Raw genomic sequence first — 14191 nt, forward strand, 5'->3', positions numbered from 1 at the left:
TATATAGGGATGGCTCTTGCATTTTTTGCAATGCAGCCAGATGCAGCTCAGGCCAAAACGAAAAAGCCGGCTAAAGTGGAGAAACAACTGGTGGTGCTCCATACCAACGATACGCATTCCTGCGTGATGCCCATCAATCCCAATCTTGCCGATACGGCGATGGCAAACCGTGGCGGCTATCTCCGCCGCGTAGCCATGATCAAGCAGGAGCGCAAGGCGAATCCCGACCTGCTGCTCTTCGACAGTGGCGATTTCTCGCAGGGATCCCCTTATTATTCACTCTTCAAGGGCGATGTAGAGGTAGGGTTGATGAACGAGATGAAGTATGATGCCGCCACCATCGGCAATCACGAGTTTGATTTCGGCATCGACAACATGGTTCGCATCTTCAAGATGGCGAAGTTCCCTATCGTCTGCTCCAACTACGATTTCGCGGGCACTGAACTGGCTTCCATCGTGAAACCTTACGTAGTGTTGAAGCGCAAGGGCCTGAAGATAGGCGTCTTCGGCCTAGGTCCGGAACTTGCCGGTTTGGTTACCGAAGCCAACTATGGCCCTATCAAATATCTCGACCCCATCGCCAAGGCGAAGGAAATGACAGAGATATTGAAGAAGAAGGAGAAATGTGATGTCATCATCTGCATTTCCCATCTGGGCTGGAAGATAGATGGCATTGATGATTCCGAGGTAGCCCCAGCCACCCGCGACATCGATCTGATATTGGGCGGTCATAGCCACACCTACTTCCAGCAGCTGGAATTCCTGAATAATCTTGATGGCAAGCCAGTGCCTGTAGATCAGAACGGCAAGGGCGCCATCTGGGTTGGCAAAATGACATTGGATATTGTGAAAAATAAATAAAACTTATACAAAGACAAAATACAAAAAGACTCCCCGAGCTTTTCCGGGGAGTCTTTTTGTATTTTTTATATCATATCATGATATCTGTTATTCCTTGTTAGAAGAGGCATAGAGTCCGATGCAGGCACCGAGGAAGCCGCCGCTCTTCTGGGTGCTCAGGTTAGAGGCATCCACGCCCTTGGCGAGCAGCTGCCAGTCGCCACCTTCCTCTGCATAATAGAAATCATAATATCTGTCATGACCTTCTACCTTCAGCTTCAGCTTGCCAGCCTTGATAGGGGCTGAGGCGATGGTGACGTTGTTCTTCTCGGCACGGGTCAGGGTAATCATCAGCTTGCCATTCTTCATGGTCTTGCCCAACACGAAGTTGTGGTCTTCCTTCTGGAGAAGTGCCAAACCTGCTATCTCCTTGTCGTTGCGAGGAGTGAAGTTGATTTCTGTCTCGGCAGAGAAAGTGCCGTGCTGCTGGCGTGCCCAGATGGCAGACATCGGTTCACGCTTGTAGATATTGCCTGGCAGCAGATTCAGGTTCAGCTTGCCGTTTTCTACCTTATAGCAATCTGTAAAGTCGCGGAGGAACATCCAGCGTGGGTTCAAATCCTTCAGACCTACACCGTTGTCGGCTGCATCGAAGTTATCCACATAGCTGAAGTTGCCTGAGAACTCATTCTTTGCGGCTGGCTTCAAACCTGCCTTTTCGCCTACTGTAGAAATAGGAGTGTTCTTGGCGAGAATCTCTGGCCATCCGTTTTTCCATGTTACAGGCAGGAGATAGGTGTCGCGACCTGTGTTGTACATATCTTCCTCGTAAGGGCGGCAAGCCAGGAACACTGCCCACCAGTTGCCCTTGCCATCTTCTACGATGTCGGCATGGCCGGCACTTGATACAGGGTCCTTGCGGTTTGGATCCAAGCCTGTGCGCTGGGTGAGGATAGGGTTGTTAGGGCATTCCTCCCATGGACCCATCGGATTCTTGGCACGCAGGATTACCTCGCTGTGCCATCCGCCCGTACCGCCTTCTGCACACATCAGATAATAGAACCTGCCCTTCTTGAAAAGGTGTGGACCCTCAATCCAGATAGGACGAGCCTCAACATGGGTTCCGCCACGCAGAATCTCCTTGAAGTCGCCCTTGATGCTGTCGCCCTTCACGTCGAATTCGAAGCAGCGGATAGCACGCTGGCCCTCATAGTCGGCACCGCCTGCCACCGGACCGTTATGCACGATGTATCCCTTTCCGTTGTCATCGAAGAAGAAGCTAGGGTCGATGCCGTCAATCTTCTTCAGATAGATAGGATCGCTCCAGCCCTTGGATGGGTTCTTTGACTTGACGAAGAAGTTTCCGGCACCCACGTTGGTGGTGATCATATAGAAGGTCTTGTTCTTCTTGTTGTAGCTGATGGCTGGTGCGAAGATGCCGGCTGATACTTGTTGTCCCTTCAGAGGCACCTGCGATTGGCGGGTGAGCACATGTCCGGCAGGAGTCCAGTTTACCAAATCCTTGCTGGTAGAGAGAGGTACACCTGGGAAGAAGGTGAAGGATGAATTCACCAGATAATAGGTGTCGCCCACGCGGCAGAGCGATGGGTCAGGATAGAAACCTGCCAGCACAGGGTTGTAATACTGATGAGTCTTGTCGATAGGCACGTTGAATCGTGCATCGTTGCCTGCATACTTGAAGTAGTCGAACTGAGCGTTCTGCGCCTGAGCTCCGGCAGCAAGCATCATCGAAAGCGATAAGATTGCTAATTTCTTCATTATGTCCGTTAATTTTTAAAGATTATATATTTCAAAGATTATATTTCAAAAGCTGCTGATTTTCTGTTCTTTTGATAAAAACAAAGCAGCGGAAAACCAAGAGGGTGATAAGCCTTTGGATTTTCCGCTGCAAAGTTACTGCTTTCTTTATAATCTTTCTTTTTGAAATGTAACCAAAACTTTTCGCTATGTTTCGTAGCCAGTCTGTATTGTTACATATAATTTTTATCTATCCTTTTTAGAAATGTTTCTACTCCTTTGTGGCATTCTGCATGTATTCTCTAGGAGAACAGCCATAGAGGTTCTTGAACATGGTGCTGAAACTTGCGGAATTGGAGAAACCGCAAGCGTACATCACTTCGGTGATGCTCTGCTTGCCATTCTTCAGCAACTTGGCTGCCTGCTGCAGTCGGATGTTGCGGATGAAGCTGTGTGGAGTCTGGTTGGTCAGCTCCTTCATCTTGCGATGCAGGTGCACTCGGCTGATGCCCACCTTCTGGGCTATCATATCGACACTCAGGTCGGAATCGCCGATGTTCTCGTTAATCACCTCCATCACGCGCTGCATCAGTGCATCATCTGGAGTCTGAATCTTCCTTTGCTCCACCTTCTCCTCCTGACTCTCTTTGCCCGTAAATTTGTTTTTCAGCGTGCGGCGCATGGTGAGCAGGTTGATGATGGTGCGGCGCAGGATGTCCATATTGAATGGCTTCAGTATGTAGGCATCGGCACCGGTCTGTAATCCTTCCAGCTGATCTTCTTCACGGCTCTTGGCGGTGAGCAGGATGATAGGCACATCATTGGTGTTGATGTTTGATTTCAGCTTGGCACAGAGGGTGGTTCCGTCCATTTCCGGCATCATGATGTCGCTGATGATGAGGTCAGGCTTATTCTTCAGAATCTCGTTGAGTGCCACCTTTCCGTTAGGGTAGGTGCGAATCTTGAAGTCGCTGGAGAGCTGGGCCTTCAGGTAATCCTGAATATCCTCTTCGTCTTCCACAATCACGATTTCAGCCTTGTTTCCACTTGCTGAGGCTGGCAGATTGCCCTGCATATCCGTTGTGCCGGCTGCGCTTTCGGCTTTTTCGGCATTTTCCGTCTCCTTCACCTCCTGTTCCAGCTGCTCTACCTCGGCAAGTTCCTGGTTCTGCTTTTCCTTTATCTCTTCTTCGTCGATGAGTTCTTCGGGTTTCAGATGGTCCTTGCCCAGCGGAATGCGGATGATGAACTCGCTGCCGTGCTCAAACTTGCTTCCCTTCTCGCCCTCGTTGTTGCGGGCAGAGATGGTGCCGTAGTGCAGTTCCACGAGCGAGCGGGTGAGGTCGAGACCGATGCCCGTACCGACGTTGCGGTCGCTAGTGTCGGCAGGGGTCTGGTAGAAGCGCTGGAAGATGGTTTCCAGCTTGTCTTTTGGAATACCGATGCCGCTGTCCTTGACGCTGATGTAGGCATGGTGGTCGGTGTGGGTGAGCGAGAGTAGGATGTGGCCTGCCGTAGGGGTGAACTTGAAGGCGTTCGAAAGGAGGTTGATAATCACCTTGTCGAAGTTGTTTCGGTCTATCCATACGGGCAGTTCTTCGCTGTCGTGCTGGTATTCGAAGTCGATGTTCTTGGCCAGAGCCTGCTGCCTGAAGAGTTCGTATTCCTCGTTGATGAACCCCACCATGTCGGTCTGGCACATGCGCATCACCATCTGCCCCTTGTCTATCTTTCTCAGGTCCATCATCTGGTTGATGAGGTGGAGGATACGTTCCGAGTTCTTTCGGATAATCTCGTAGATGCCCTGTCGGTGAGGCTCCTTGTCTTCCTTGATGAGCGAGAGCAGCGGCGTGATGATGAGTGTGAGCGGCGTGCGGATTTCATGACTGATGTTCATGAAGAACTTGATCTTCGCCTCGCCCATATCTTCGGCGTGGATGTGCTGCTGCAGGATGAGCTGGTCTTCCATCTGGCGCTTGCGGTGGCGCAGGTAGAGCATGATGGCTGCTATGAGGAGCAGCAGATAGAAGAGCTTTGCCCAGATGCTGGCATACCAGGCTGGGTGAATGATGATGGTGAACTCCTTCACCGGTGTTTCGTAGCCGTTGCAGATGGCCTTGATGCGGTATTTGTAGCTGCCGGGAGCCATGTGCGAGAAGGCAAGTTCGTTCTGTCCGGCTGGCACGGTGCGCCAGGCATCGCCGTTGATGCTGTAGGCGTATCTTATCTGCTCCACATTATTATAGGTGAGGGTAGAGAGCTGCAGGGAGAAGGTGTTGTCATCGTGCGAGAGATTGAACTCCCGTGCCACAGTTACCCAGCTGTTCGTGATGGTATAGCTGCCCGACTCCATGCCTGGGGTCACTGCCTTGTTGTTGACCACGAAGCCCGAGATAACCACCTTTGCCTGCCATGGGTGCTGCTTTACCCGGTCGGCCTGGAACCAGTTGATTCCGCCAGAGCCACCTATCAGAATCACCTTCTTATCCTGGGTGGTGCATACGGAAGCATCGCTGAACTCGTTGCTCTGCAGTCCGCTTTCGGTATAAAACCTGATGATGCTGCCATCCTTGGGGTTCAGCATGTTGAGTCCGCTGTTTGTACCCAGCCATATTTTGCCCTTGTTGTCTTCTGTGATGCTCGCCACACCGTTGTCGGTGAGTCCTTGGGCTGTGGAATAATGTTTAGGCTCTATTCCCTTTCTGAAGTCGAAGCAGAAGGCTCCATCCTCGGTGCCATACCATACGTGGTCTTTGCTATCTACAAACACGCAGTGCGAAAAACTGTTCTTGTTCAGGCAGTTGATGCCCTTGAAGGTGGAAACCCAGCTGTTTTGCTTGCGGTCGAGGCACGCCAGTCCCACTGAGGTGGCTACATATAGGTGGTTTCCATCGTTGGAGAAGCTGAGCTTGATGAGGTAGTTGTTGGGCAGGCAATTGATTTTGAGGTTATTATCTGCACCATATTTAGCCTTGTAGTTCCTTCGGCTACCGTCTTTCTGCAGGCAGAAGAGACCTTCGCCCATGGTGGCTATCCAGATGTTGCCCTGTGGGTCTTGCTTGATATCGAAGATGCCCACCGACTTGCTGATGCCCAAATCAACAGGGTGGAAGCTTCCGGCTGCATCCATATAGCCCAGACCGTCGGTATAGGTTCCCACCCAGGTTCTGCCCTGCTGGTCCTTACAGAGGGTGAGCACGGTGCTTTGGTTTAGGAAATGCCCCTCTACGCTGCGGGTTGCTATATTAAATAGGTATAGGCCATCCTTGTCGGTACCCACCCACACCTGGTTGCCCTGGTTGATGCTGAGGCTGGTAACGCAGTTTTCGCCAATCACGTTGCGGTTGCCCAGGCGGAAGCCCATGTAGTTGAAGTCGTTCTGTATGTTGCTCTGCATGAACACGCCTTTCTGCAGCATGCTCACCCAGATGTTGCCCTGATTGTCTTCTATGATGCTGGTCACCTTGCTTTTTGCCAGGTTCACCAGTCGGCTGAAGAGAGGGTTATCCTGCAGGAATCCGGTCTGAGGGTCATATACATAGATGCCCAGTCCGTCGCAGCCGATATAGAGCTTGTTGTTGCGGCTGATATAGATGTTGTCGATGGGCAGGTTTCCGATGTTGCTGATTCGGGTAAAGGCGTTGCTTCCTGCCCTGAGCAGATATACGCCCTGGTTCTTGCTGGCGAGATAGAGGTTGCCCAGGGCGTCCTGCCGGATATCCTGTGCGCCCACGCCTTCGGTACCGGTAAAGTGTGAGGTGACTCTGCCGTTTGTTTCCTTGCGGTAGAGTTTCCCGTCTTCGGTGATGATCCAGAGTCTGCCCCGTTTATCTTCCAGGAGTTTGTGGATATATTTCAGTTTTTCCACCTCTCCCTTCATGGCATGGCATTTTTGCTCATCCTGCTTTTTGAGCATGATGCCATAGCCCGATGTAGCCACGGCTACGTCTTTGTTTCTTAGCGGATATATCTGCTTTACGTAGGTGGCGAGTTCTTTGCCTTTGGAATCGAGCATAGGGATTTTTAGGAATTCACTTCCCGTAAATTCCAATAGAGAGTTGTTGGTACCTAGCAGGATATGTTCTTTCTCGTCTTGAGCAATGCTATTGATGTAGTTGCTGTTGAGACCTAAAAAATTTGACATATCCTTCTTTATTACGGTGATGTGGTAACCATCGTAGTTGTTCAAACCGTTGCGGGTGGCTATCCAGATGAATCCGCTCTTGTCCTGGAACACCTGCGTGGCGAGGTTGCTCGAGAGCTGATTGTCCGTGTTGAAGAGTTTGCCGCTCTGTGCCCATGTCTGGATGGAGAAGAGGCAAATCATCATCGTGATGATTAATTGGCTTATCGTTTTCATGTTTCTTGTTTATATTTATATAGTGTTATTTTCTGCTTGCAAAAATACGATTTTTAGTTGGAATATCCCAATAATTCTTTCTTTTTTGATTACAGGAAACAAATAATATGCCTTTTGGTGTTTATTATCAGGTGATGTTACATGACGAAAAGTATATGTTACACGTCTAAACTCCTCATAAACTATCGGTTACGCAGGATAAAGCCTGTTTCCCGATTTCTTGATACCTTTGCCCCGTCAAACAGAGTCAATTTTGCATTGGCATTAGGTTATGGTTATTGTGAAATATGCGAAATAGTAGTTTTTTGAATGATTTTAGTTAGAATGGTTTTTAGTTAGTTTAATATAGGTTTATAGCATTTGAGTTCAATTTTAAATGAACATTTATGATTGAAAAGATCATGATTAATTGGTTTTCTATGAATGGTGCGTAGGGATACGCGCCATTCTCTTTAAAGGTATCTAAAATTGTTTTTCGGGCTTAATAATTAATTGACAATTTGGAAAAGTGATAAAATCTAAAAATAAAATAACATGAACAGAAAGAAATTGTTAATATCACTCGCTATGGCTATGCTGTCAATGGCGGGGCAGGCTGCAGATAATCTGCCGGCACTCCGTGTGCAGGGTAGGAACCTGGTGGATGCCAATGGTAAGATTGTTGTCTTGCATGGCGTAATGGATACGCCGAACCGCTACTTCAACGGTAACCGTTGGGGTATGGGTGGTTATGAAGTAGGTGATGTGACTCCTTGCTTGAATTATTTCGAGAAGATGTTCACCGCTATCACCGACAAGAACCAAGGTGCTTATTGTACGGTGTTCCGTCTTCATATGGATCCTTGTTGGACTAACTACAAGGCACCAGTTGGAACCCAAGAAAACAACATCCAATATTTTAGTGAGGCTCGATACAAGACATTCTTGAGCAGACTTTATGTCAAGCTTGTGGAGAAAGCCTTGGCTCATGGACTATATGTAATCGTTCGCCCTCCTGGCGTTTGTCCACAGAATATCAAGGTGGGAGATGAATATCAGGCATATCTTAAGAAGGTGTGGAAACTCTTCGCTTCCAATGCCACCATCCAGAAGAATGCCGGACAGGTGAGCATAGAGCTAGCCAATGAGCCTATTAATGTGTTGCTGGCAAATGGCTCTAAATCAGACAAGGCTCTCCATGATTTCTTCCAGCCTGTGGTAGATGAGATTCGTGCCACTGGCTTCAAGGGCATTATCTGGGTGCCAGGTTCTGGCTATCAGAGCAACTATGTGGGCTATTCAAAATATCCTATTACCGATACGGAGAACAATTTCTCTTACGCAGTGCATGTCTACTCAGGCTGGTATGGCAACATGACAGATAAGAACTGTGATCACAATACCTTTATCAAGAACTTCCAGGCGCAGGTGCCTATGGTAACAAGCAAGCCTATCATGGTAACAGAGATAGACTGGAGCCCAGAGGATCCTGACAAGGCAAGCGAAGGGCACTACAATGAGTGGGGACAGTGGACAGCTCCTAATCTCGGCACTTGGGCTACAGGCTCCACCTCCAAATGGGGCTTGGCATGGAAGGCAGTGCATGACCACTTTAGCAACATCGGCATGACCATCACTCATCCACAAGAGTATTACGACATTGATGAGTATCTGAAGACGGGAAAGGTACAGCCTGGTTTGCAAAATGCCAAGAAACATGGTCTCTTTGAGGAGTGCTGCTCCTATGCTTGCTTCAACTGGTACAAGGAATGGTATTTGAAACAAAATACAACAGGAATTAAACAATTAGAAACCCAGGAAGACGTGGTTTCCACCTTATATTATAATATAGAAGGAAAAGAGGTTGAAAAACCAACTGCAGGTGTTTATATAATAAAACAACTGTTAAGTAATGGAAAAATACGTTCTCGCAAGGTTTTTCTGAAATGATAAACTTTATGTTACACCACGCAAAGTAAGTTTCGAAAGAAATCCATACCTTTGTCGCCGTGAATAAACAATTTTAGTACACGCCTAAATTTTTAAAGCATAAATCAAAAATGAATAGAACATGATTGAACAAGTGTTAACAATGAAACGGACAGCAGCCTTATGCTTGGTGGGTGCTTTCTGTAGCCTGAATGCTCAGGCGCAGAAGATCCTGGTCAAGGGTAATCTTGTTGACGGTACAGGTGAGCCTCTGATAGGTGCCACTGTAAAAGTAAAGGGAAATCCCAGTGTCGGTGCTATCACCGACTTAGATGGTAATTTCAGTATCAGTGTTCCTTCAGAGAATTCTACCCTCGTATTTACATACGTAGGTATGAAGACCAAGGAAGTAAAGGTAGGTACGAAGAGAGAGATCAAACTTACCCTCGAAGACGACAATGCCATCGGCGAAGTTGTAGTCGTTGGTTATGGTCAGCAGAAGAAGGCTTCTGTCGTAGGTTCCATCACCCAGACTACTGGTGAGGTTTTGGAGCGTGCCGCCGGTGTCAGCGACATTGGTGCAGCCTTGACGGGTAACCTCCCTGGTGTTACTACCATGCAGGGTAATGGTATGCCTGGTGAGGAGGAGCCACAGATTATCATTCGTGGTTCTAGCTCTTGGAACAACAGCGACCCTCTCGTCCTCGTCGATGGTATCGAGCGTCCTATGAGCAGTGTGGATATCTCTTCCGTACAGTCTATCTCTGTATTGAAGGATGCTTCTGCCACCGCCGTCTATGGTGTGAAGGGTGCCAATGGTGTCATCTTGATTACCACCAAGCGTGGTCAGGAAGGCAAGGCTAAGATTGACGTAGGTTTCAATACTACATTGAAGTCTCCTTCTAAGTTGCCTAACAAGTACGACTCTTACGATGCCTTGATGCTCCGCAACAGAGCTATCGAGCATGAGTTGGGAGTTAAGCCTGATTCTTGGGCAAATATCCGCTCACAGGAATTCATCAACAACTATCGCAATCAGACCACCCAGGAACAGCGTGAGCGTTATCCTAATGTGGATTGGCAAGATGCCCTCTTCAAGGATGCTGCTATGGCTTACAATGCCAATGTCAATGTAAGTGGCGGTACCAAGTTTGTAAGATACTTCGCTTCTGCCGACTATGTGCATGAGGGTGACCTCTTCCGTGTGTATGACAACGGACGAAACTACAAGTCTGGATATGGCTATGATCGTATCAACGTGCGAAGCAACTTGGACTTCACCATCACTCCTACTACGACCTTGAAGGTGAACCTCGCAGGTTCCAATGGTGTGAAGAAGGCTCCTATGCTCAACGATATCAATAGTAATGATGCTTGGCAGATGGGTCAGCAGTGGTCAGGTGCTTACAACATCGCTCCAGATGTATTTCTTCCAAAGTACTCAGATGGAACTTGGGGTTATTACGATGCTGTTTCCAACACCACCAACTCGGCGATGATACTTTCTACAGGTGGTGCTTCTAAGACCACTACCACTCGTATCAACACCGACTTCACCTTGGAACAGAAACTCGACTTCATCACCAAGGGCTTGAATTTCCGTGCTACGGTATCTTGGGACAATAACTTCATCGAGGTAAAGCGTGGTATCAATGATGCCAACAATAATCCTGTTCAGAAATGGATCGATCCTGATACAGGTGTTGTTAGTTATAGATATAAGAATGAGACGAACAACAAGTTTGATTATCAGCAACCTCTGGGTTGGACAACAATGGCAGGTGAGGTCAACAACTCTGCTACCGTTCGCAACCTCTACTATCAGGCACAGCTCAACTGGGCACGCAAGTTTGGCAAGCACGACGTTTCTGCCATGGGCTTGTTCTCACGCCAGGAAGATGCTAGAGGTAGTGTCATTCCTACCTATCGTGAAGACTGGGCTTTCCGTGCTACCTATAACTATGATGGTCGCTATTTCATCGAGTACAATGGTGCTTACAACGGATCAGAGAAGTTTAGCAAGGATAATCGCTTCGCTTTCTTCAATTCAGGTGCTATTGGTTGGACTGTTACTGAGGAGAAATTCATGAAGAATCTTCGTGACAAGCACATCATTGATATGTTGAAGTTCCGTGCATCATACGGTGAGATTGGTGATGACAACTTGGGTGATCCATTCCTCGATAGCAACCGTTGGTTGTATATGAGCCAGTGGGCATACGGTGGCAACACCATCATGGATGAAAAGTACAACAAGAGTATCTATACTTGGTATCGTGAGGCTTCCATCGGCAATGAAAACGTGAAGTGGGAGACAGTTAAGAAGTTGAACATTGGTGCTGACTACGGTTTTTTGGGTGGTTTGATTACAGGTTCCTTCGATGTCTTCCGTGATGTTCGTGACAACATCTTGGTACGTGGTAACGAGCGTTCCGTTCCTTCTTATCTCGGTGGTTCTGCGCCAACAGCCAACTTGGGTAAAGTTCGTACCACAGGTTATGAGTGGGAAGTAAAGCTCAACAAGACCTTTGCTAATGGTCTTCGTCTTTGGGGTAACTTCAATATGACCCATGCCAAGAACAAGGTGCTCATCAAGGATGACCCAGGTATGGCACCATCCAACTTGAGACAAGCAGGCTATGCCATCAACCAGACCAAGGCTTGGTTGAGCAATGGTTACTTAAACAACATCGATGACTTGTATGGCTCTCCTGCCCATGATGTGAATGAGAACTACCGTTTGGTAGGTGACTATTACATCATCGACTACAATGGTGATGGTGTGGTTGATTCCAACGATAAGGCTCCATACGGCTATAGCAACAGTCCTCAGAATACTTACAATGCCACCATCGGTTTCGAGTGGAAAGGTTTCTCAGCGTTTGCTCAGTTCTATGGTGTCACCAATGTAACTCGTGAGGTAAGTCTTACCAGCTTTGGCAGCAAGTTGAATACCGTCTTTGATCAAGGCTCTTGGTGGGATAAGGACAATACCAATGCTGATGTCCGCGTTCCTCGTTGGGGTGCTACGAGTTCAGATTACAGCAATGGTACCCAGTTCCTTTATGATGGTTCTTATATCCGTCTGAAGAATGTGGAAATTGCCTATACTTGGACAAAGGGATGGATCAAGCACTTGGGAATCAACTACCTGAAGGTCTATCTCAATGGTAATAACCTTTGGCTCTGGACACGTATGCCAGACGACCGTGAGTCAAACCTCTCTACATGGGGCTCACTTGGAGCTTATCCTACTGTAAGACGTTTCAACTTAGGTGTCAAGTTTACATTGTAATTTTTAAAGAGAATACAAATGAACAAGAATATTAAAAACATACTATATACAGGTTGTCTAGCCCTGACGCTCACCACATCGTTGAGTTCCTGCGAGGATTACTTGGATAAGTCGCCAGAGGCAACGGTGTCTTCTGAGGATGCTTTCAAGACCTTCAAGAATTTCCAAGGATTCATCGAGGAAATCTACAACTGTGTACCTGACAAGGTGAAGTGTAACTATTGCCCTTCTTGGAATTGGGGTGACGATGAAGTTTTTAACTCGAAGGCTGATGGCGAGATGACTCATCAGATGGACTTGGGAAACTTCCGTAACATCTATGAGAATGGGTATGGATCTTGGTTCTATCGTTCAGATAGCAATCCTACATCCATTAATGCCAAGTCTCACTCTATCTATCCTCATGCTTGGTATTGCATCCGTAAGTGCAACTTAGGTCTTGCTAATCTCGACAAGTTGACAACTGCTACCCAAGAGGAGAAAAACTTGATTGCTGGTCAGCTTTATTTCTTCCGTGCATGGTGGCATTTCGAGATGATGCAGCAGTTGGGTGGTCTTCCATACATCGATCAAGTGCTGGATGCTAGTAGTAAATTGACTTTGCCTCGTCTCTCTTATCAAGAATGTGCAGCCAAGGCTGGAGAGGACTTCCGCAAGGCTGCCGACCTGTTGCCTATCGATTGGGATAAGACCACAGCTGGTAAGCAGACCTCTGGTCATAACCAACTTCGCATCAACAAGATCATGGCATTGGGCTATCTTGGCAAGAACTATCTCTGGGCAGCCAGTCCTTTGATGAAGAATGGTGCAAAACTCGGAGCTGTTAAGAGTGAAATCACATACGACTATGATGCAGAGTATAGCAAGAAGGCAGCTGAGGCTCTCGGTGAGTTGCTCAACTTGGTAGAAGGTGGTCAGACGCAATATGCTTTGGCTTCCTATAATTATGACGATATTTATAATCACGTCATCTCTTCCAGCGAGTCTTCTAGCTTCGATGACATCTTCTACACCGTCAATCAGAACTACCAGATGCCTGGTTCTACAGAAGCTATCTTCCGTGGTCCATGTGATGAGAATAGATGGGCTTCACCATGGAACCATGGTAAGTTGTTTGGTCCTAAGATGAATGGCATCGTTCCTCATGACAATGTCATCCACCAGCCTACAGCCAACTTGGTAGAGGCTTATGGTATGGCGAATGGCGAGCCTGCTTTCTTGATAGAGAATGGCGAGTTGGTGCCTAATCTTGCAGGCGGTTTCGACCCAGAGCATCCTTGGAAGAACCGTGATCCTCGTTTCTATCACGACATCGTATATGATGGATGTAAGTTTATCAATGATGTTGGTAGCGCAGCAGGTGTATTGAAAAATTATATCTATTGTAACCTTTCTTCATCAGAATCTACCACCTCAGATGGGATGCAGACAATGCGTAGTGTAGAGAATGGTAGCCAAACGGGGTACTTCATTCAGAAATTGGTTCCTCATACTGCAAATTCTGTTGATCAATATTACGACAAGGCTTTTAATGCCTATTTGCCTTACATGCGTCTTGCCGATATCTACTTGATGTATGCTGAGGCTTGTGCCGCCACCTCTGGTGCGCAAGGTAAGTCATCCAACTTTAGCAAGACGGCTGAAGCTGCCATCAATACCATTCGTGACCGTTGTGGCGCAGGACATGTAGCAGCTGAATATGTAGCCAATGCTCACAAGTTCATGGACGAAGTTCGTCGTGAGCGTGAGGTGGAGTTGGCTTTTGAGGGAATGCGTTTCAATGACTTGCAGCGTTGGTTGCTCTTGACGGAGGCTCCTTACAATACCAAGTACGAACAGGTGTTTGAGCGTGTCAACAGCGACCCTAAACATCCTGAGAATGGACAAGTATCTGGCTATGGCAAGAAAGTTATCATTAAACGTGACTTCACCGCCAAGCACTATTGGTTCCCATTCCCAACCGATCAGACTCAACTCTATGCAGAGTTCCCACAGAATCCTGGTTGGTAAGCAAAACTATAATATATCAA

General features: G+C 47.6%; 6 protein-coding genes. 4 read left to right on the plus strand and 2 right to left on the minus strand.

What is annotated here, in order from left to right; translation table 11 throughout:
- Positions 1 to 30 precede the first annotated feature (30 nt).
- Entirely contained in the window at positions 31 to 861 is an 831-nt protein-coding gene (locus tag KUA50_RS14670) for a bifunctional metallophosphatase/5'-nucleotidase (RefSeq protein ID WP_256624190.1), read from the plus strand.
- 87 nt (positions 862 to 948) lie between these two features.
- Here KUA50_RS14670 and KUA50_RS14675 read toward each other — a convergent pair whose 3' ends face one another.
- Positions 949 to 2619: a glycoside hydrolase family 43 protein gene (locus tag KUA50_RS14675; protein ID WP_218456442.1), complete on the minus strand. Its 1671-nt coding sequence runs from the start codon at positions 2617 to 2619 to the stop codon at positions 949 to 951.
- A 250-nt stretch (positions 2620 to 2869) separates the two neighbouring features.
- Positions 2870 to 6958 carry a two-component regulator propeller domain-containing protein gene (locus tag KUA50_RS14680; protein WP_218456441.1) on the minus strand — a complete coding sequence of 1363 codons (4089 nt, stop codon included), beginning with the start codon at positions 6956 to 6958 and terminating at the stop codon, positions 2870 to 2872.
- 534 nt (positions 6959 to 7492) lie between these two features.
- Here KUA50_RS14680 and KUA50_RS14685 point away from each other — a divergent pair.
- From KUA50_RS14685 to KUA50_RS14695, 3 genes are all read left to right on the plus strand, one after another.
- Positions 7493 to 8887 (plus strand): cellulase family glycosylhydrolase, encoded by a 1395-nt coding sequence (locus KUA50_RS14685; RefSeq protein ID WP_218456440.1) that lies wholly within the window; start codon positions 7493 to 7495, stop codon positions 8885 to 8887.
- Positions 8888 to 9029: 142 nt separating this feature from the next.
- The gene (locus KUA50_RS14690; RefSeq protein ID WP_413777435.1) at positions 9030 to 12161 is read left to right on the plus strand and encodes a SusC/RagA family TonB-linked outer membrane protein; all 3132 of its coding nucleotides are present in this window, start codon (positions 9030 to 9032) and stop codon (positions 12159 to 12161) included.
- 18 nt (positions 12162 to 12179) lie between these two features.
- A complete protein-coding gene (locus tag KUA50_RS14695) occupies positions 12180 to 14171 on the plus strand; it encodes a RagB/SusD family nutrient uptake outer membrane protein (RefSeq protein WP_218456438.1) in 1992 nt (663 codons plus the stop codon).
- Positions 14172 to 14191: the final 20 nt, after the last annotated feature.

The sequence above is a fragment of the Segatella hominis genome (genome assembly GCF_019249725.2).
GTDB lineage: Bacteria > Bacteroidota > Bacteroidia > Bacteroidales > Bacteroidaceae > Prevotella.